Raw genomic sequence first — 20,035 nt, forward strand, 5'->3', positions numbered from 1 at the left:
GCTGTAGCTCTTTACCGGATGAAAAGAGCCTCGCTATGTTGTATCGCCGTTTTGAGCGTTTTATCAATATTTTTCATGACGCGCCGACCGATTCACCGCCCTCCACGGTCTGGCCCTTTTATCTCTACTATCTGCGCCAGGTCTGGCCCAGTTTTGCGGCGCTGCTGCTGGTAGGCCTGGTCTCCGCGCTGATCGAGGTGTCGCTGTTTGGCTATCTGAGCCGCCTCATTGATATGGTCAATCACGCCACGCCCGCCACGCTGTTCCGGGATAACTGGCCGCTGCTGCTCTGGATGGGGGCGGTGGCGCTGATTCTGCGGCCGATCTTTATTGGGCTGCACGACATGCTGGTGCACCAGAGTATCAGCCCGAGCATGACCAGTATGATCCGCTGGCAGCATCACAACTACGTGCTGCGTCAGAGCCTCAACTTCTTTCAGAATGATTTTGCCGGTCGTATCGCCCAGCGCATCATGCAGACCGGCAATTCACTGCGCGACTCGGCGGTACAGCTGGTGGATGCCATCTGGCATGTCCTGATCTACGCCGTGACCTCGCTGATCCTGTTTGCCGATGCCGACTGGCGGCTGATGATCCCGCTGATCCTCTGGATGGTGGCCTACAGCGCCTCACTGCGTTTCTTTGTGCCGCGCGTCAAGGCGCGTTCGGTGGTCTCCTCAGAAGCACGCTCTAAGCTGATGGGCACCATCGTTGACGGCTATACCAATATCGCCACCATCAAGCTGTTCGCCCACAGCGATCTGGAACGTCAGTATGCGCGCGAGGCCATTCAGGAGCAGACCGATAAAACCCAGCACGCCAGCCGCATGGTCACCAGCATGGATCTGACGCTGTCAGCGCTGAACGGCCTGTTGATTGTCTCCACCTCCGGGCTGGCGCTCTGGCTATGGAGCCAGTCGCTGATCAGCGTCGGGGCGATTGCCCTGGCGACCGGTCTGGTGATCCGCCTGGTGAACATGTCCGGCTGGATCATGTGGGTCGTCAACGGCATCTTTGAAAATATCGGCATGGTGCAGGATGGCCTGAACACCATCGCCCAGCCGCTGAGCGTGCAGGATGCGCCGCAGGCGAAGCAGCTGAAGGTGACGCGCGGTCAGATTCGCTATGAAGATGTGCGCTTCGACTATGGTGGCGGTCGTCAGGTCATCAACCACCTTAACCTCACCATTCAGCCCGGCGAGAAGATTGGTCTGATTGGTCCCTCGGGGGCCGGAAAGTCGACGCTGGTTAACCTGCTGCTGCGGCTCTATGACCTGAACGGTGGCCGGATTGTGATCGACGATCAGGATATCGCCAGCGTGACGCAGGAGAGCCTGCGCAGTCAGATTGGCATGATCACCCAGGACACCTCGCTGCTGCACCGTTCAATCCGCGAAAACCTGCTTTATGGCCGTCCCGACGCCAGTGAAGAGGCGCTCCAGCTTGCGATCCGCCGCGCCCGCGCCGACGAGTTTATTCCCCTGCTCTCCGACCCGCAGGGCCGCACCGGACTGGACGCCCACGTGGGCGAACGCGGGGTGAAGCTGTCGGGCGGTCAGCGTCAGCGTGTGGCGATCGCCCGCGTGCTGCTGAAAGATGCCCCGATTCTGATCATGGATGAGGCCACCTCGGCGCTCGACTCAGAAGTGGAAGCCGCGATTCAGGAGAGTCTGGAGTCGCTGATGCAGGGTAAAACCGTCATCGCCATCGCGCACCGCCTGTCGACCATCGCGAAGATGGACCGGCTGGTGGTGCTGGATAAAGGCGGCATCGCCGAGATGGGCAGCCATCAGGAACTGCTGGCGCAAAACGGCCTCTATGCCCGGCTGTGGCAGCATCAGACCGGGGGGTTTGTCGGCGTCGATTAATCGCCGCGCCGATAGGGTAAGGCGTCGCGTGCTTCTTCCGCCCAGCCGCGCACGCCTTCCCGCTCCTGCTGCAGAAAATCGGCGACGGCATCACGCAGGCCGGGATGCAGCAGATAGTGCCAGGAGTGGGTGATCTGCGGCTCAAAGCCGCGCACCAGTTTATGCTCACCCTGCGCACCCGCATCAAACCGCGCCAGCCCTTCATCCAGAGCCAGATCCATCCCCTGATAGAAACAGGTTTCGAAGTGCAGTCGGTCAAACTCCGCCAGACAGCCCCAGTAGCGGCCATAGAGCGTGTTGCTGTCACGCAGATAAAAGGCCATCGCCGCCGGTTGCTGCTGTAAGCGGGCGATCACCACCACAATATTCTGTGGCATCCGCTCTGCCAGCAGGCTGAAGAAATCCCGCGTCAGGTAGGGGCGCTGGCCGCGCACCGCATAGGTGTTGGCGTAACAGGTATAGACAAAATCCCACTGATCTTCCCGCAGCTGATGGCCCGGATAGCGGTCAAATTCGAAGCCGCTCTGCGCCACCTGTTCACGCTCTTTGCGCAGCTGTTTGCGCTTGCGCGACATCAGCGTATCGAGGAAATCCTGAAAATCGCGGTAGCCCCGGTTGTGCCAGTGATACTGACAGCCGAGCCGCGACAGCCAGTCGGGCTGCTCAGCCAGCAGGGTATTGGCCTGCGCGTCGGTAAAGTTGATGTGCGCGCCGCTTAAGCCCTGCTGCAACAGGTGCTCAGGCAGGGCCGCCAGCAGGTGTGCGCCGGCAGAGGGATCACCCAGCAGCCGGGCACCGCTGACGGGGCTGAAGGGAATCGCCCCCAGCCATTTCGGGTAGTAGCGAATCCCGGCGCGCTGGCTGGCATCCGCCCAGGCGTGATCAAAGACATACTCGCCCTGGGAATGGCGTTTGCGGTAGCCCGGCAGCGCGGCGCGGGTCACGCCGTTTTCCTGCCACAGCAGATGATCAGGCTGCCAGCCCGATGCAGGCCGCACGCAGCCGCTCTCTTCTAACGTGAGCAGAAAGGCGTGGCGCAGAAACGGCTGGTCATCCGGCAACAGGGCATCCCACTCAGCGGCGGGAATCGCCGTCAGCGAGTTCAGGTGTATCAGCGACATGAATAACTCCAGACAACGGCGGGCAGAGATGCAGTCAAGCAGGTTTTGCGCGTCAGCGAAAGGGCTAAGGCACGCAAAGTGAAGGCTGCATCCGCTGAGCACAGCCCCTATACTGCGACTTTATCCCACAGGACATCGCCATGGATCGACTCGATTGTGACCGGATGTTTGTCACGGTGCTGGAAACCGGCAGCTTTTCTGCGGCGGCGTTACGTCTCGGCACCAGCAGCAGTCAGGCGTCAAAGCTGGTATCGAAGCTGGAGCAGCAGCTCGGTGTGCAGCTGTTTAAGCGCAGCACCCGCGCCCTGTCGCCGACCGATGTCGGGCGCGCCTATTACGAACGGGTCAAACACCTGCTCGACGCGTTTGAGACGCTGGATGCCAGCGTGCGCGAAAGCGCCATGACGCCGACCGGCCGGCTGAAAATCAGCGCGCCCGGCTCCTTTGGCACGGCGGTGCTCTCTCAGGTACTGGTTGCCTTTGCCCGCCGCTATCCGCTGATTGAGCTGGACGTCAGCTTTTCAGATCGGGCCGTGAACATCGTCGATGAAGGATTTGATATGGCGATCCGTATCGGCAACCTGAGCGACAGCAGCCTGGTGGCGCGCAGGCTGGGCGAGGTTCACGTGCGCTTCGCCGCCTCACCGGCCTATCTTGAACAGTTCGGCACCCCGCAGCACTGGCAGGAGATCGCTCAGCATCAGTGCATTATCGACACCAATTTTCGCGACCCCCGGCACTGGCCGTTTGCCGGTTCCGACGGTGAGGTCGTGACCGTGCCTGTGCAGGGCCGTCTGCGCTTCGCCAACACCGAAGCCTGTCTGCAGGCGGCTATCGCGGGCCTGGGCATCGCGCGCCTGCCCGGATTTATCGCGGCCCCTGCGCTGCAACGCGGTGATATCGTCCGGCTGCTGGAGAACTTCGAGACGCCGCCACTGGGTCTGTTTGCGGTTTATCCGCCCGCCCGCCATCTGCCCCACCGGGCGCGCCTGCTTATCGACTTCCTGGTCACCCATTTCATTCATTTTCCACCCGTCTGATTTATTCCAATATGGAAGAAATCATTGTCTTCAGGGCCGGATTATCAGCCTTTTAGTCATCAGTTATGCTGCTTCTCATCTCAACAGAGGAGTCGCACAATGTTAGTAGAAGGTAAGTGGAGTAGTGACTGGCATCCGGTGCAGGCTACTGACAAACAGGGCGGTTTCGTCCGCCAGACATCCGGTTTCCGGGACTTTATCAGCAGCGATGGCTCAACACCATTCCCGGCAGAGCCCGACCGCTACCATCTCTATGTGGCGCTGATCTGCCCGTGGGCATCACGTGCGCTGATCGCCCGCAGGCTCAAAGGGCTGGAGTCGCTCGTCGGCGTCACGGTGGTGGAGCCGCAGCTCGGTGCTCAGGGCTGGCGCTTCGGTGATTTTCCCGGCGCCCAGCAGGACCCGCTGAATAACGCGCAGTACCTGCATGAGATCTATACCCGCGTGGCACCCGATTACACGGGCCGGGCCACCGTGCCGGTGCTGTGGGACAAGAAAACCGGCACCATTGTCAGCAACGAGTCGGCAGACATCGTGCGCATGTTCAACAGCGGCTTTGGCGATCTGGCCGATAACCGCATCGACCTCTATCCCGCCGCACTGCGCGCTGAGATTGATGCGCTCAATGAGAGCCTCTATCCGCGCCTGAATAACGGGGTTTACCGCGCCGGATTTGCCACTACCGCCATCAGCTATCAGCAGGCGTTTAACGACGTCTTCAGCCAGCTGGATGAGCTGGAGGCGCTGCTAAGCGATGGCCGCACGTTTCTGCTGGGGGAACGGCTGACCGAAACCGACATTCGCCTGTTTGTGACCCTGATCCGCTTTGACGTGGCCTATCACGGCCTGTTCAAATGCAACCTGCGCCGCATACGCGACTATACGCTGCTCAACCGCTATCTTAAGAGCATGCTGTCGGTCTCCGGCGTGCGTGAGACGGTCAACATCGATCACATCAAACAGGGTTACTACTCGATCAAAGCGCTCAACCCGAACGGCATCGTGCCGGCGGGCCCGGATATGAGCGAATACGGTTTTTAAAGGAGCAATGATGGCAAAGGCACTGGTGATTTTTCTGCATGGCGTGGGGAGTAACGGCGATGACCTGGCCCCGCTGGGCCACCACTGGGCGACATTGTTGCCGGATGTGATTTTTGCCGCGCCCAATGCGCCTGAACGTTTTGCCGCAGGGTTTGGCTGGCAGTGGTTCAGCCTGACCGACGTGACGCCAGAAAATCGGCCAGGCCGGGTGCGGGCAGCACGCGCCGCGTTTGACGCAACCCTGAACGCTATCGTTGAGCAGCATGGCTTCGCCGACCGCTGGCAGGATGTGGTGCTGGTCGGCTTTTCACAGGGGTCGATTATGGCGCTGGATGCGCTCGCCTCGGGCCGTTATCCGCTGGCAGGCGTGGTCGCCTTTTCCGGTCGTCTGGCCGTTGAGGGGCAATTAACCCCGCAGGCTCATGTGCCCGCGCTGCTGATCCACGGCCAGGCCGATGAGGTGATCCCGTGGCAGGAGAGCGAATCGGCCGCGACACGACTCAGAGCCGCCGGGGTGCCGGTTGACGCGCGCTTTGAACCGGCCACCGGCCACACCATTTCAGGTCCGGGCGCGATGCACGCCGCCGCCTTTATCGGACAGTGCCTGCAGGATTAATGCCGGTAGCGGTCTAACGCCTGCCAGGCCTGCGCCGCCGCCGCCTCAGGCGGCAGGCGTTTCAGCCGGTCATTGAAGACTTCAATGCCCAGCGGCCCCTGATAGCCTGCGCTTTTGAGCTTATCGACAAAGCGATCCACGTCGATAATGCCGTCGCCAGGCAGCAGACGCTGATGCTTCGCCATTGCCATCAGGCTCTGTTTGTCCTGCGCCGGAACGGCGGCCATATCACACAGCTGCACCTCATAAATGCGGTCGGCCGGAATGCCATCCAGATGGGCGGCGTCGCCCCCGCGCGCGCAGATATGGAACAGGTCGACCACCAGACCGATATTCGGCTGGTCGAGCCGCTGCAACCGCTGCCACGCCAGCGGCAGCGTGTTATCCACACTGCACCAGGCCATCGGCTCATACATAATGCGCATGTTGTAGCGCGCGGCTTCAGAGGCCATCCAGCGCAGGTCATCATCGATCAGTTCGGCACAGCAATCTTCCCGGGTGCTGGCCGGAGCCTGAAGGGTATCGCAGCCCAGCGCCTGGGCGATCTGAATAAACTGACGCAGCTCTTCGCGCTTCTGTGCGCGCAGTGCCATGGGTGCGCCGGTGAAATCGCGCAGCACCTGGAGGTTGGTAAAGCCGGGTCCCTGCCGGGCCGCGATCTCAGCCAGCGCCGCCGCACCGCCCTCGCACGCCTCAACATCCTCGCGCCAGATCTCCACCTGATCGAAACCGGCGTCACGCGCCGCCTGGAGTTTCTGGCCGGGTTCACCGTTTAACAACACCAGGTTGAGGAAGGTGGGGTTGGTTCGCATTGCTCGGCTCCTTAATCGTCCGGAATAATCGGTGATGTCCAGGTCATGCCCCCGGTGAGTGACGGGCGTGACCTGAACCCCTCTGTTTCTCTGGCGCACAGGGGCCGGCTAACCGGCTCAGCCCAGCAGCGTCACCAGCGCAAAACCGGCAAACGCCATCAGCAGGGAACCGATCACATGCACCAGCGCGCTGGCCATCGCCCAGAGATACTTACCTGATTGTAGCAACACCATTAATTCTGCCGTGAAGGAGGAGAAGGTGGTCAGCCCGCCGCACAGGCCGGTGACGATCAGCAGTTTCCAGATCGGGTCGATGTCGGGGTGGCGAACAAACCAGGCCATCGCACCGCCAATCACCAGCCCGCCGATCAGATTCACCAGCAGCGTGCCGGGTGGCAGATTGGGAAAGAGCGCATTAAAGCGCATCGCGAACAGCCAGCGCAGCACACAGCCGGCCGAGCCGCCGATCATCACCGCCAGTAACGGTTTCAACATAACTTGCTCCTGATTGCAGATTAACGCCGGGCTGAGAGGAGAGGCAGAGATAAACTGCGCCTGACGCCTCAGCTCCCGCGAAAGGATTGAGTGTCAGGCGTCATCAGCCGGTGTTAAGCCCACCGGCGGTTGGGAAAGGTGGCACGCCATCACCTTGAGCCGGTGATAATACGACGCCCGTTTCAGGCTGGCAACCTTGCGCCGGGAAACCGGCCCGGCTGGCGTAAATGCTTGACGCCCACGCTGCGGGCGGGGTAATGCTGAGGGATGAGAGTCGGTGACGGAGAGGCGATGCGAACCCTGATTTTTGATACTGATATCGGCGTGGATGATGCTTTTGCGCTGGCTTATGCGGCGCGCACCCAGCATCTGCTGGGCATTACCACCGTTTTCGGCAACGTGGCGGTGGGTCAGGCGGTGAAAAATGCCCGGCTGTTCTGCCAGAAGATGGCGATCGACGCAGAGGTTTATCGCGGCTGCGCGCGGCCGCTGGCCCAGGCCCCATCGGCCCCCGCCACCCTGCACGGTCAGGACGGGCTGGGTGATGCGTTTGAAAACAGCTGTAGCGATCAGGCCCCCGGCGCAGTGCAGTTTATTATCGACAGCGTGCGGGCACAGCCGCATCAGATCACCCTGGTGGCGATCGGTCCGCTGACCAACATCGCCTCGGCCATTAATCAGGCACCCGACATCATTCCGCTGGTGAAAGAGCTGGTGATCATGGGCGGTGCGTTCGGCACCGGGGGACACAGTGGCAACGTGACGCCCTTCAGCGAATTTAATATCTGGAAAGATCCGCATGCTGCCGATCAGGTGCTCACCTCGGCGCTGAACGTGGTGGTGATCCCGCTGGATGTTACCCACAAGGTCCTGATCACCGGCGAAGAGGTTCAGCGGCTGAATCAGCCGGTGCTGAGCGCCATCTGTCGCCCTTACCTGGCTTACAGTCTGGCGAAAGAGGGATTTAACGGCATGGCGCTGCACGACACCCTGGCGGTGGCATGGCTGAGTCTGCCAGAGGCGTTTACCCTGGCCGAAAGCCCGCTGCGGGTGATCACCGAAGGGATCGCCTGCGGTCAGACGGTGCGCAGGCTGAGCGCACTGGCCTCCCGGCAGGACCCGTTTGCCGGTCTGCCCGCCCAGCGCATCGCGCTCGGCGTGGATGCTGACGCGGTGCGGGCGCACTTCTTTAACACCCTCACCGCGCCCTGACGCGCTGGCTGGCCGCGTTAGCGATCGAAATGAATCACGCCTTTGATCAGTTCGCGATTGTTGATGACCTGCGGTTCAAAGGTTTCATCCAGCGTGGAGAACGCCAGAGAGTGATTCAGCATCATGCTGGCGCGCAGCTGACCGCTGGCCATCAGGGAGCAGACCCGATCAAAATCTTCGCGGGTGGCGTTCCGGCTCCCGAGCAGGGTGGCCTCTTTTTTGTGAAACTCACTGTCCGGGATCACCAGATCGCCTTTGTGCAGGCCGACATAGACGACCGTGCCGCCGTGCCGTATCAGGCTGACCGCGTTGTTCATGGCCGCCGGGTTGCCGGTGGCGTCGATCACTTTCAGCGGCAGCCGCCCGCCCGATTGCTCGCGCAGCGCCGCATCGAATGCCGCGTCTGCCGGGTTCAGCGCCACCAGGCCAAGCTGGTCAGCGACATGCTGACGACGAAATGCGCTGGTGTCCGCCACAATCACCTGCGCACCGCTGGCAGCGGAAATGGCAGCCACACCCAGGCCAATCGGCCCTGCACCCACCACCAGCACCTGCTCATCAGCGGTCACGCCAGCCCGACGCACCGCATGCGCGCTGATGGCAAACGGCTCAATCAGCGCAGCCGCCTCCGGTGTCACTTCATCCACCGCCAGCAGCGTGCTGACCGGCACGCTTAAGTAGTCGCTGAATCCCCCATCCTGATGGACGCCAATCACGGAGATCTGCTCACAGCAGTTGGTTTTACCGCTCTGGCAGGCGTCGCAGTGCAGGCAGGCGATGTAGGGCATAAGCGCCACCCGCTGGCCCGGCTGAACACCTTCAGCGCCACGGCCCAGCGCGACCACCTCCGCACAGATTTCATGGCCCAGCACCCGGGGATAGCTGAAAAAGGGCTGATTGCCGGACCAGGCGTGAATATCTGTTCCGCAGATCCCGGCGGTAAGAATTTTGATCAGCGCCTCGCCCGCGGCGGGCGCTGGCCTGTCGCGGGTGGCCCAGACCATTCTGCGTGGTTCAGCGATGACCAGTGCTTTCATTGTTGTCATGGTGAGTCTCCGGTTGTCCTGCAGGCAGTTATGCCGAATCCGGCAGCGGACGCGGGTCTCGCTTGCCGGAAGTGTGAAGCACCACGGTTTTTTTGGGCTCTGAATGGTTTTTAATGCATAAAAAACCGGAGAGTGCGATGAGCCGCAGCCAGAATTTGCGTCAGAACGTGGTTAACCAGATGCTGGAAAGTATTGCTCAGCGCCATATTCGCTCACCGCTGCCGCCACAGGCGGCGCTGGCGGAGATGTTCAATATCAGCCGGACCACGGTGCGCCATACCCTGCACTACCTGCACCAGTGCGGCGTACTGGATAAGGTTGAACAGACCTGGGTTATCGTGCGCGAGCCGCGCGAAGAGGACAGTTTCAGCGCCGTCACGCCGCCGATTGAGCAGCAGGCCAGCCACGTAGAGCAGATGTTTTTTAATCTGATTAACCAGCGGCAGCTGGTGCCGGGTGACACGTTCAGCGAACTGCAGCTGGCGCAGCAGGTGAAGGTCAGTCCGGTCGTGGTGCGTGAATTTCTGCTGCGTTTTATGCGCTATGACCTGCTGGAGCCGGTTAAACGCGGCCAGTGGCGGATGAAGAAATTCACTCAGGACTACGCGGAGAAGCTGTTTGAACTGCGCGAGATGCTGGAAACCCACGCCCTGAGCCGCTTCCTGAATCTGCCCGCCAGTGATGAGCGCTGGGTTCAGGCGCGGGATCTGCTGGATCGCCATCGATCGATGCGCGACACCATCGCCAGCAACTATCGCCACTTTGCCGCGCTGGATCGGCAGATGCATTCCCTGATCTTATCCGCCGCCAGCAATCCGTTCTTTAATCAGTCGCTGGAGATCATCTCGGTGATCTTTCATTCGCACTATCAGTGGGATGAGAGCGATCTTAAGCAGCGCAATATCGTGGCGCTGGAGGAGCATATGGCGATTCTGACCGCGCTGATTGGCCGTCAGGATGTCGACGCGCTCTGCGCCCTGCACAACCATCTGGCCACCGCAAAAACCTCCATGGTGCGATCAATCAGCCAGTACAATTAAAAACCGATTAAAAACCACAAAGCATTAGCTCCCGCACGCTTCAGAAACATCTTTGCAACATCCTTTTCCCTTTGCTCTTAGTCTCGACGGTAACGTCACGGCGGCCTTTTGCCGCTGCGCGCAGACCCTTCTCACCATAACGATAACCAGCCAGTTTCGGGAGAGTGCAATGGAAAAGACCTCAGTATCCGGCCGTGATCGCGCGTCCGGTGAGATGACACCAGACCAGGATTTCGTGCCCATGCGCAGCGACGTGGTGCGCTCACCGCGCATCCGTAAGATTCAGGTCACCGCGATGCTGCTGTTGCTGTTTGCGGCCGTCATCAACTATCTGGATCGCAGCTCGCTGTCGGTGGCCAATATGACTATCCGTGAGGAGATGGGACTGAGCGCCACCGAAATCGGCGTTCTGCTCTCCGCTTTTTCGCTGGCTTATGGTCTGGCGCAGCTGCCGTGCGGTGCGCTGCTGGATCGCAAAGGGCCACGCATCATGCTCGGCATCGGCATGTTCATCTGGTCACTGTTTCAGGCGGCCTCTGGCCTGGTCCACAACTTCACCCAGTTTGTGCTGGTGCGTATCGGCCTCGGCATTGGCGAAGCGCCGATGAACCCGTGCGGCGTCAAAGTGATCAACGACTGGTTCAATATCAAAGATCGCGGCATGCCGATGGGGATGTTTAACGCCGCCTCAATGATTGGGTTGTCGGTTGCACCGCCGATTCTGGCGGCAATGATGCTGGTGATGGGCTGGCGGGGGATGTTTGTCACCATCGGCATCCTCGGCATCTTCCTCGCCATTGGCTGGTACATGGTCTATCGCGACCGCGATAACCGCACCCTGAGCGCCGAAGAGATCCACTATCTGCAGGCGGGCAGCGTGGCGTCACGCAAAGAGCCGATCAGCTTCAGGGAGTGGCGCGGCCTGTTTAAGCAGCGCACCATGTGGGGCATGATGATTGGCTTCAGCGGCATCAACTATACCGCCTGGCTCTATATCGCCTGGCTGCCGGGCTATCTGCAGTCGACTTATCACCTCGATCTCAAAAGCACGGGCCTGCTGGCGGCGATTCCGTTCCTGTTCGGCGCGGCGGGTATGCTGCTGAATGGCTATGTGGTCGATACGCTGGTGCGCCGCGGGTTTAACGCGGTGAAAACCCGCAAAGTCTGCATCGTCAGCGGCATGCTGCTGTCAGCCGGATTTACCGCCGTTGTCACCCGCGCGACCGACACCACCAGCGCCGTGACGCTGATCGGCATGGCGCTGTTCTGTATCCACTTTGCCGGTACGTCGTGCTGGGGGCTGATCCACGCCAACGTTACCGCGCGCATGACCGCCTCGGTCGGCAGCATTCAGAACTTCGCCAGCTTTATCTTTGCCTCGTTTGCGCCGGTCATTACCGGCTGGGTGCTCGACACCACCCAATCGTTCAGCCTGGCGCTGATGATTTGCGCCTGTGTCACGCTCATCGGCGCCCTCGCCTATCTGCTGCTGGTGCGTAAGCCGATCACCGACGGCGAATAACCCCCGCTGACGGCGCGGCGGTCAGCTCAGCGTCGTCAGCGTAACCCCATGTTTCGCCCCGTAACGCTGAATACCGGCGATCACCTTCTCCGTGCTGAGCGGCGGTGGCGGTGGCAGCAGCGGTGCTCTTTCACGCAGCGCCGAGTCGAAGCGGGCAAAGGTAGCAAAATCGCGCGGGAACCGCTCTTCATCCACGCCGATGAAGACCCCCTCATCACGGGCATGCTCCAGCAGCGCCCGCCAGCGATCAATCTCCGCCAGCCCGATGCTGTCGGTGCCGTGAGAAAAGAGCATCATGTCGATATTGCGGAACGGCGGCTGTTTTTCCAGGAAGCGTTGCAGGGCCGCCGCTGACGGCTCGGTGCAGAACACCAGCCAGAACGGGATAGCCTGCTGCCGGATGCTGCTCCACGGGTCCATCAGCAGGAAACTGTCCACCGTCAGACGGGTCGGTAAAATACCGGCAGCCAGATACCAGTCACGATAGATCTCTGCCACCACATAACTCATCGCTTCCGGATCTTCATAGCGAATCTCCATCAGCTTCCAGTTCTGGGCTTCCGCCAGCTTTTTCAGTGGTGAGATGAGATAGCCATCCAGCCCCCACTCCGCTTCCGGCACCCGATCGGTGATGGCGGGCGGTGTCCAGCGCTCGCGGTCAACGCCATAACGTGCCAGATACTCCGCAACCCGCGGACCACCCTGTAAATACTCCTGCTCGGTTGCCCCGCCGAGCGCGCCAAACTGAAAGAAGGAGCGATCGCTGGTGCGCGTGACCGGCCACTGGCGGGTACAGTGATTAATGAACAGGGTGGATCCGGCAGGCAGGCTGCCCATCAGGAACTCGTTAAAGGCCAGTGGCAGGTCGCGCAGTTTCAGCCGAAAATAGCGCATCTGGTCCAGCATAAGCCGATCCTGATTGGGGTCCTGCATATGGTGAACCGCCAGCCGCGGCCAGGCGGAGAGCAGCGCAGCGGCAATCTCTTTACCCTCCTCAAAACCTGCCTGCGCATCATCGGGATCGCTGCTGGTTGCCCGCACCGGGCAGAGAAAGGTTTGTGGCAGCCAGGGTACGCCCATCGCCGCCGCCAGATGCATCAGCGCACCGTTCGACGAGCCGATAAAGGCGGCGGGATAATCCTGCTGGGGATACTCACTGACCATCCATTCGGCGATGCCCTCCACATCCAGCTCCCCCGCCTGGCGCAGGCTGATGCCCTCTGCCATCCCGCCCAGCGCGTAGCCCCACTCCCGCAGTCCGGTCGGCAGCCGGTTCAGCGACGGCAGCAGCCGATCCAGCGTCGGAGACTGGCTGGGACTGGCAAAGGGGCGATCGTGCAGCGCATTCGCCAGCGCCAGCAGCATCGCTGCGGCGGAGTCAAAACGGGCAATACCTTTCGGGGGTTTACTCATGCTGATTCTCCTGCTGAATGCGCGCCAGGAACGGGCGAATGGCGTGACAGAAACTCCACGGATAGACGTAATGCAGGGTGTGCGTGCCGTCGCGCAGTGTAATCAGTTCGCTGTGCGGCATCAGCGCGGCAAGCTCATCCAGCCAGCGTGCCGGACAGACCGGATCGCGCGAGCCGCGCAGCAGCAGCGTGGGCGCATTGATGTAGGTGAGGCGATGCTCAATGTGGTCGCGCATCATCTCACGCATCGTGCCAAAGGCGCGGCGCAGACCCGCTTTAGCGTAATCGATGCGGGCCAGCGGCCCCGGCGGTCGCCGGGTTTCCAGCCGGCCATTGCGCCAGTCGCGCCACAGCTGACGCGGCAGGCTGCGGGCATGGCGGTCCACCGTCGGACCCTGCAGCACCAGCCCCGCCACCGCCTGCGGATGCTTCACCGCCAGCGCGGCCAGAATCTGACAGCCAAACGAGTTACCGACCCAGATTGCGCGCTGAAAGCCGTTGTGCTGCAGCCATAACCAGAGCGCCTCCGCCTGCTGGTCGACTGACATCACCGGCGCAGAAGCGGGCAGCGTACTGGCTCCGAAACCAGGCAGGTCCGGCACCAGCACGTGATAGTCGCGGCTCAGCGCCAGCGCCAGCGGCTCCATCGCCCGGCCTGACATCACCAGTCCGTGGATCAGCACCACCGGCAGTCCCTTATCCTCATTGGGCGTGACCCGGGTGAACATCCGCCAGTCGCCCACCTGCTGAAAGTAACCGGCCATGCCGGCATGGTGGCTGCGCGGTGACACCGGCGGTGTCTGTTTCAGCTGCTGCCAGCGTTTCATGCCCCACAGGGTGGCCGCCACACCTAATCCCACGCCTGCCACCATCGCTGCCTGTTTTCGTCGCTGCTTCTGGCTCATCCACTGCTCCTGTTTCGGGGAGAATAATTCAGTGTAGGCCGGGATCGGATGGGAGGCGGTTTATCGGTGTCATGGCGAGGAAAAGTTCAGCGTGTCTCTTGCGGGGAGGCGGGACGCCGGAAAGCGTGTCTTCAGCCCCGGGATTCGCGGAGAGGGGAAAAGGCGCCAGCGCGCCTTTTCCCTCTTTTTACTGTGCTTTGCGATAGGGATCTTTGATTAATGCCACGGAGAACGCCCCAATCAGTAGCACGGCAGAGACCGCCAGCAGTGCCCAGGTAAATCCCCCGCTGCTCTGGCGGATGTAGCCAATCAGGGAGGGGCCGACAAAGCCGCCCAGATTCCCGACAGAGACGATCATGGCTAATCCGCCTGCGGCTGCGCTGCCGGTAAGAAAGCCCGAAGGGAGAGCCCAGAATGAGGCCTGAAAAGCGAGAATGCCGCTGACGGTAAAGCAGAGTGCCAGCATCTTCAGAACGGGCTCATTCACGATGGCGCTGCAGGCCAGCGCAAAGGCGGCGATAACGAGTGCACCACTGATCCAGCGAATGCGATGTCCGGAAGCATTGGCCCGCCGGGCCCAGAACAGCATGCTGAACGCGGCACAAATGTAGGGTAACGCGGTCAGGAAACCGGTGGTGGTGTGGCTGACGCCAAGCTGGCGGATGATCTGCGGCATCCACAGGCCCACCCCGATCGAACCGACAATCCCGCAGAAGTTAATAAACGCCAGCAGATAAAGCAGCGGATTCCGCAGCGCATCGCGCAGGCTGGAGCCGTGTGCTTTTTCAATCTGCTGCTGCTCGTTCTTCAGTCGTCTGCTCAGCAGGGACTTTTCCGTGTCGCTCAGCCAGTTTGCCTTCTCCGGGCGGTCGTTAAGGAAGAAGAGGCACAGCACGCCGAGGATCACCGCCGGGAACCCTTCCAGCAGCAGCAGCCACTGCCAGTTACGGATATGTTCATGCCCGGTGATTTGCATCAGCATCCCCGATAGGGGAGCGCCGATGATATTGGCCACGGGGATCCCGACTAAAAAGGCGGCCGTAATTTTTGCGCGCCAGCTTCCGGGGAACCAGTATGTGAAGAACAGGTAAATACCGGGCGTGAATCCGGCTTCGGCCACCCCCAGACAAAAACGGGCAAAGGCAAAGCTCAGGGGGCCGGACACGAAGGCGGTCGCCATGGAGATGAGTCCCCATGAGATCATGATGCGGGCAATCCAGATACGGGCGCCCACTTTTTGCATGATCAGGTTGCTGGGCACTTCAAACAGAAAATAGCCGATAAAAAACATCCCGGCGCCGAATCCGAACTGCTCAGCCGTGATGCCCAGATCGGCATTCATGCCCAGCGCCGCGAAGCTGACGTTGGTGCGATCCAGATAACTGACGACATAACAGATGAAAATAAAAGGCAGGATGCGGCGAAACGCTTTACCGGCTGCCTGTTCACTTTGTTCAAAATCCTTTTGATTCATCTCTTCACGATCGCCGGACACGGTTTCCGGCTCCGCAGGTGAGCCGGTGCTTACAGTATGCAGATTCATGAGTGCCTCCGCTGCGTTCAGAGAACGCAGAGTTGTTCTTAGAGAAATGCAGTGGACATAAAGGACAGTGGATGGCCGGGCGTCTTCATTGAACAGGTAAGAATGCTGCCGCTGACCGATTCGGTAATAAACAGCTGCTGTAAATTTTCGCCACCAAAACAGAGGTTGGTGGTGGAGCGTCCGGCGGGACTGGTGAGGATTTCGGCAGGCTCAGCCAGATCGTTTAGCAGCCAGACGCGGCCCAGCCCCGGGTTGGCAATCAGTAGCTCACCCTGCGCGTTGATGGCCAGTCCATCGGGACCGCTGGGGCCGTGCGAGGTAAAATATTGACTCACTTTGCTGACCGAACCATCACGCTGAAGCGGCACGCGCCAGATGGCATTGCCGCGCGTCATCGCGACATAAAGCACTTTTTCATCTGGCGACAGAACCAGCCCGTTTGGGCTTGGACAGTTATCCAGCAGGATATCCAGTCGTCCGTCCTGGCTGAGACGATAAACACGGCCAGTCGGATCGTGAAGTCCCGTCTGACCCTGATCGGTGAAATAGAGGTTTCCCCGGCTGTCGGGCGTTAAATCGTTCACACCGCGAAAGCTCTCACTGTGGCGGCGAGGCAGCCACGGCGTGACGTCCTGCGTTTTAAGCGAGAGCTTCATTAACCCGTGATGATAATCTGTAATCAGAAGGGTATCCGGATCGACGAGTTTCATGCCGTTCGGTTCGCCATCATATTGCACGACGAGATCCCAGTTGCCGGCCATATCGACCCGGAATATCCGGCCATACGGGATATCGGTCAGGTACAGACAACCGGAAGGGTGCCAGACTGGCCCTTCCAGGAAAGAGTCGGTAAGCTGTCCTCCGCGATTGGCGGCAGCCCAGACATTGTTGCTATCAGGGGAACGAAAGTGGTCGGGCAGCCGGGTAAAAATTGATGTCTCCCTGACATCCGCCTGCGTCAGATAAGTCATACAATGGTGTCCTTTTCAGTGAATCCCTTAACCCGGCTGACATAATCCGTGCGCACGTACGCGTCTCTGCGGTGAATCAGCGGTGTCTCATCAGCGAACATAGCCTGCCTCACAGTCTGTTTTACTAAGTAAAACTCAGGTGTACATGATGAAATCACTATATCGACGACAATGGCGCTGATGCCAGTGTTATGAGATTGTTTATTATGTAAACAAGATATCACTCACAAATTATGCCGACATGTACCGGCCAGCTCATGAACTGCAGACGGGCGAAAAGCGAGAAAGGCTGAAGCCGCTTTTTAAAATGATGATGAAAAAGGGTTGAAGTCGTATATAAAAAATAAAATTTTCAATCTTTTATACCCGGAGGAAAATGATCACCTGTCACGTCAAATACGTTATCGATCCCTGTCAGATACGCGAAATTGAAAATTATGCTTCGGAATGGAACCGATTCAGGGTTTAAGAAAGAGAACGGAGAAACGGGGGCGGCAACCTGAACAGACCTCAGGCGCAGAAAAAGGGAATTAAATCAGCGGAAGCAAAACAGAGAGGTGATAATCACCGGTCGATCCCTGACCGCGATTATCGAGGGTTTCCTGCGGGGTGCTCAGGAGATGGCACCCGGCGGTACGTGTTTGAACGTCTCAACGTAAGCACGGAACACGTATTTGAAAATGCGTTTCATGGAGCACCTGATTCAAATTAAGTTGAAGATATACTGAAAAAGTATAACTTCTGTGCGTTTTAACAGCAAATAAATTTGAACCGGATCACAAAACTACGGCTTCCCGCGCCATAAAACCTACGCGGTGTAGCCGAGATGCTGCAGCAGAATAGTGGAACCAACAGCAATTAAGACGAGGCCACCGAGCACTTCCGCCCATTTACCCAGCACCGGACCAATAAAGCGCCCGACCAGGACACCGGTCGTCGCCATTACCGTGGTCGCGGCACCAATCGTCAGCGCGGTGGTGATGATGTTCACCTGTAAAAAGGCCAGGCCAACGCCGACCGCCAGCGCATCAAGGCTGGTGGCTACCGCAGTGGTCGCCAGTACCACAAAGCCGTGACTTTTTGGCGCTTCACAGGGTTCGGCGACCGCAGTCTGACGGAAGCCTTCCATCATCATACGGCCACCCAGGAACGCCAGCAGTGTAAACGCAACCCAGTGGTCCCACGCCATGATGTAACGGCTGGCTGCCAGGCCGAGTGCCCAGCCAATCAGCGGAGTCAGTGCTTCAATAGAGCCGAAAATCAGACCGGTGCGCAGCGCTTCTTTAAAACCAGGACGATGCAGCGTCGCACCTTTGCCCAGCGCAGCAGCAAATGCGTCCATCGACATACCCAGCGCAAGAATTAACGTAGCAATAAAGGTCATGATTTATTCACCTGGGGCGAAAAAGCGGCTATTCACGCTGAATTCACCACACAAAGTGTTCAGTTATGAAAAAGTGCGCGCAGTCTACCATGCAAACCCGCAGATAAAAAGACAGCAAAATCAGGGATTTAAGTATAGCAAAGGCTATAACTCTTATCTTCCGCTATGAATGGACCTAAGTCGATGGTGGCAAAGCGTTTTCTGGCCACTCTGAGTGCCTGAATCCCCGCTCCATTCTCCTTTGCGCCCGACACCGCCATTGAACCGCGCGGCCAATTACCGGAAAATGCCGGGCTGATAATGATGGGATACCGGTAATGAATAACCCTTTTGAAACGTTGATCGTGCCTGGTGGCATTCTGCTGCTGGGTTTTCTCTCGGCGCTGCTGCTGCCCGCCCCCGCCTTCAGCCTGACCGTGGCGCAGCATCTGCTGCAGCTATTCCATCTGCAGGATCTCAATCAGCTTTACACGGTCGTGTTCTGCATCTGGTTTTTACTGCTGGGCGCGCTGGAGTTTTTCGTTATCCGCTTTGTCTGGCGTCGCTGGTTCAGGGCCTGACGGCACAATGTGCGTCCACCAGCGCTTTTAGTTGTCCGGCGCTGCGGGCATAGCCTTCGCGCGGCAGATGTGCCGCGCCCAGCAACAGGCCTGCGTAGCGCTGATCCGCATCCTGATACCAGAGTGACAGCGGCGAGGGTGCCATCCCCCACTCTGCCGCCTGCTGAGCAATAAGCTGGTCCGGGGAACCGGAGGGCAGGCGAACGATCACCGCCAGCCCGGCGCGCTGCAGGTCCGGAAAATGGGGGTGCAGCGCGGCAACCATCTGCTCCAGCCGCTCGTGATACACACGCTTCATCCGCCGCAGATGCCGCATGAAGTGACCTTCCCGCAGAAACTCCGCGACCGCATTGTGCAGCAATCCTGCCGATGCCGGTGCCAGTAACGCGCACACCTCACCGAACCGGGCAGCCAGTGCAGGCGGCACCACTATAAAACCGAGCCGCAGCTGTGGCGTCAGCGTCTTGCTGAACGTGCCGATATGCAGGACCCGTCCCTCGCTGTCGAGGGCGGCCAGCGCTGGCGCGGCGCGATGACCAGGCTGGAGCTCACCCAGATAGTCATCTTCAATAATCCAGCGCTGTTCGCGGCTGGCCCACTCAAGCAGGGCATGGCGGCGCGCCAGGCTCATCGTCATGCCAAGCGGTGCCTGCTGGCCCGGCGTCACCAGCGCGAAAGCGGCGTCCGGCGCACGCGTCATCCCGGCAGCGACCTGCATCCCCTCCTCGTCGACCGGCACCGCAACCGGCCTGACCCGCAACGCTTCCACCGCGCCGCGCGCCAGCCAGAATCCGGGATCTTCCAGCCAGGCGGTTTTACCCTGAAAATCCATCGCCAGGCCAATCAGCCCCATAGCGCCTGCATAGCCACTGGTAATGATGATCTGCTCCGCCTGACAGCGCAGACCGCGCGCCACCGCCAGATAGGCCACCAGTGCCTGACGCAGTGCCAGACTGCCACGCGGATCGGGATAGCTGGCTGGCCGGCTGACCTGCATTCGTGCCTGCCGCTGCAGGATGCGCAGCCAGACTTTGGCCGGGAATGCATCGCTGGCGGGCGTTCCCATCTGGAAGGTCAGCGGCGGCGCGTCAAACGCCTCGATGCCTGCAGAGTGCGGTGGAAGGCACCCGGCATCGGAGCGGGCCGGTTTTAATGGCGGCAGGGTGCTGACGAAGGTGCCCGCCGCGCCCCGGGTCTCCAGAAACTGACCATCGGCCAGCATGTCATAACTGGCACGGACGGTGCCGCGGGCAACACCGAGCTGCGCGGCCAGATCGCGACAGGAAGGCAGACGCGCCCCCGGCTGTAAACGGCCTTCACCAATCGCCTGCTCAATCAGCTGGCGCAGCTGTTCGCTCAGCCCACGCGGCGTACCGCGCTGCAGCGTCAGCGAGAAAAGGGGGGATGGACCAGTCAGACTCTCATTTTTTGGCACTTTATCTGCTCC

The 20,035-nt window shown here is 60.1% G+C and carries 19 protein-coding genes and 1 riboswitch; of the genes, 8 read left to right on the top strand and 11 right to left on the bottom strand.

All coding sequences use genetic code 11. The features are described from left to right. Nucleotides 1-35: 35 nt before the first annotated feature. Nucleotides 36-1,868, top strand: a complete 1,833-nt coding sequence (locus S7A_RS03275; RefSeq protein ID WP_009087928.1) for an ABC transporter ATP-binding protein — start codon at nt 36-38, stop codon at nt 1,866-1,868. Here the strand turns inward: S7A_RS03275 and S7A_RS03280 are convergent. After that, nucleotides 1,865-2,989 carry a GNAT family N-acetyltransferase gene (locus S7A_RS03280; protein WP_009087930.1) on the bottom strand — a complete coding sequence of 375 codons (1,125 nt, stop codon included), beginning with the start codon at nt 2,987-2,989 and terminating at the stop codon, nt 1,865-1,867. The genes S7A_RS03275 and S7A_RS03280 overlap by 4 nt on opposite strands. A gap of 140 nt (nt 2,990-3,129) precedes the next feature. Between S7A_RS03280 and S7A_RS03285 the strand changes: the two genes are divergently transcribed. The 3 genes from S7A_RS03285 (at nt 3,130) to S7A_RS03295 (ending at nt 5,686) form a co-directional block, all read left to right on the top strand. Beyond that, nucleotides 3,130-4,029, top strand: coding sequence for a LysR family transcriptional regulator (locus S7A_RS03285; RefSeq protein WP_009087932.1), 900 nt, complete (start codon nt 3,130-3,132; stop codon nt 4,027-4,029). Between the two features lie 99 nt (nt 4,030-4,128). After that, nucleotides 4,129-5,070, top strand: coding sequence for a glutathione S-transferase family protein (locus tag S7A_RS03290; RefSeq protein ID WP_009087934.1), 942 nt, complete (start codon nt 4,129-4,131; stop codon nt 5,068-5,070). 10 nt (nt 5,071-5,080) lie between these two features. Then, nucleotides 5,081-5,686 (top strand): alpha/beta hydrolase, encoded by a 606-nt coding sequence (locus tag S7A_RS03295; protein WP_009087936.1) that lies wholly within the window; start codon nt 5,081-5,083, stop codon nt 5,684-5,686. Here the strand turns inward: S7A_RS03295 and S7A_RS03300 are convergent. Then, nucleotides 5,683-6,498 (bottom strand): sugar phosphate isomerase/epimerase, encoded by an 816-nt coding sequence (locus S7A_RS03300; RefSeq protein ID WP_009087938.1) that lies wholly within the window; start codon nt 6,496-6,498, stop codon nt 5,683-5,685. The two genes, S7A_RS03295 and S7A_RS03300, sit on opposite strands and share 4 nt — an antisense overlap. A gap of 117 nt (nt 6,499-6,615) precedes the next feature. Next, on the bottom strand, nt 6,616-6,993 hold the full coding sequence (gene crcB / locus S7A_RS03305) for a fluoride efflux transporter CrcB (protein ID WP_009087940.1): 378 nt from the start codon (nt 6,991-6,993) through the stop codon (nt 6,616-6,618). Nucleotides 6,994-7,080: 87 nt separating this feature from the next. After that, nucleotides 7,081-7,156, bottom strand: a riboswitch (Fluoride riboswitch). Between the two features lie 128 nt (nt 7,157-7,284). Here crcB and S7A_RS03310 point away from each other — a divergent pair. Beyond that, entirely contained in the window at nt 7,285-8,205 is a 921-nt protein-coding gene (locus S7A_RS03310; protein ID WP_009087941.1) for a nucleoside hydrolase, read from the top strand. Between the two features lie 17 nt (nt 8,206-8,222). Here S7A_RS03310 and S7A_RS03315 read toward each other — a convergent pair whose 3' ends face one another. Continuing rightward, nucleotides 8,223-9,251: a zinc-binding alcohol dehydrogenase family protein gene (locus tag S7A_RS03315; protein WP_009087943.1), complete on the bottom strand. Its 1,029-nt coding sequence runs from the start codon at nt 9,249-9,251 to the stop codon at nt 8,223-8,225. Nucleotides 9,252-9,388: 137 nt separating this feature from the next. Between S7A_RS03315 and S7A_RS03320 the strand changes: the two genes are divergently transcribed. Both S7A_RS03320 and S7A_RS03325 read left to right on the top strand, forming a co-directional pair. Further along, on the top strand, nt 9,389-10,291 hold the full coding sequence (locus S7A_RS03320; protein ID WP_009087945.1) for a GntR family transcriptional regulator: 903 nt from the start codon (nt 9,389-9,391) through the stop codon (nt 10,289-10,291). Between the two features lie 169 nt (nt 10,292-10,460). After that, nucleotides 10,461-11,813, top strand: coding sequence for an MFS transporter (locus tag S7A_RS03325; RefSeq protein ID WP_009087947.1), 1,353 nt, complete (start codon nt 10,461-10,463; stop codon nt 11,811-11,813). A gap of 21 nt (nt 11,814-11,834) precedes the next feature. On the opposite strand, the gene S7A_RS03330 is transcribed toward S7A_RS03325, so the two are convergent. From S7A_RS03330 to mntP, 6 genes are all read right to left on the bottom strand, one after another. Beyond that, entirely contained in the window at nt 11,835-13,226 is a 1,392-nt protein-coding gene (locus S7A_RS03330; RefSeq protein ID WP_009087949.1) for a hypothetical protein, read from the bottom strand. Further along, nucleotides 13,219-14,130: an alpha/beta fold hydrolase gene (locus S7A_RS03335; protein ID WP_009087951.1), complete on the bottom strand. Its 912-nt coding sequence runs from the start codon at nt 14,128-14,130 to the stop codon at nt 13,219-13,221. Before S7A_RS03335 ends, S7A_RS03330 begins: the two co-directional genes overlap by 8 nt. Before the next feature lie 187 nt (nt 14,131-14,317). Further along, nucleotides 14,318-15,673, bottom strand: coding sequence for an MFS transporter (locus S7A_RS03340; RefSeq protein WP_009087953.1), 1,356 nt, complete (start codon nt 15,671-15,673; stop codon nt 14,318-14,320). A 38-nt stretch (nt 15,674-15,711) separates the two neighbouring features. Continuing rightward, nucleotides 15,712-16,644: an SMP-30/gluconolactonase/LRE family protein gene (locus S7A_RS03345; RefSeq protein ID WP_009087954.1), complete on the bottom strand. Its 933-nt coding sequence runs from the start codon at nt 16,642-16,644 to the stop codon at nt 15,712-15,714. A gap of 613 nt (nt 16,645-17,257) precedes the next feature. Next, nucleotides 17,258-17,335, bottom strand: a complete 78-nt coding sequence (gene azuC, locus S7A_RS21775) for a stress response protein AzuC (protein ID WP_111207900.1) — start codon at nt 17,333-17,335, stop codon at nt 17,258-17,260. 117 nt (nt 17,336-17,452) lie between these two features. Then, complete coding sequence (gene mntP / locus S7A_RS03350) at nt 17,453-18,028, bottom strand: manganese efflux pump MntP (RefSeq protein ID WP_009087956.1); 576 nt, start codon at nt 18,026-18,028, stop codon at nt 17,453-17,455. Between the two features lie 317 nt (nt 18,029-18,345). On the opposite strand from mntP, the gene S7A_RS03355 reads away from it, so the two are divergent. Further along, nucleotides 18,346-18,588: a DUF1158 domain-containing protein gene (locus S7A_RS03355; RefSeq protein WP_009087958.1), complete on the top strand. Its 243-nt coding sequence runs from the start codon at nt 18,346-18,348 to the stop codon at nt 18,586-18,588. Here S7A_RS03355 and S7A_RS03360 read toward each other — a convergent pair. After that, nucleotides 18,578-20,023: a PLP-dependent aminotransferase family protein gene (locus tag S7A_RS03360; protein WP_009087960.1), complete on the bottom strand. Its 1,446-nt coding sequence runs from the start codon at nt 20,021-20,023 to the stop codon at nt 18,578-18,580. The two genes, S7A_RS03355 and S7A_RS03360, sit on opposite strands and share 11 nt — an antisense overlap. Nucleotides 20,024-20,035 lie beyond the last annotated feature (12 nt).

Source organism: Pantoea sp. Sc1, from assembly GCF_000255315.1.
Classification (GTDB): domain Bacteria; phylum Pseudomonadota; class Gammaproteobacteria; order Enterobacterales; family Enterobacteriaceae; genus Pantoea; species Pantoea anthophila.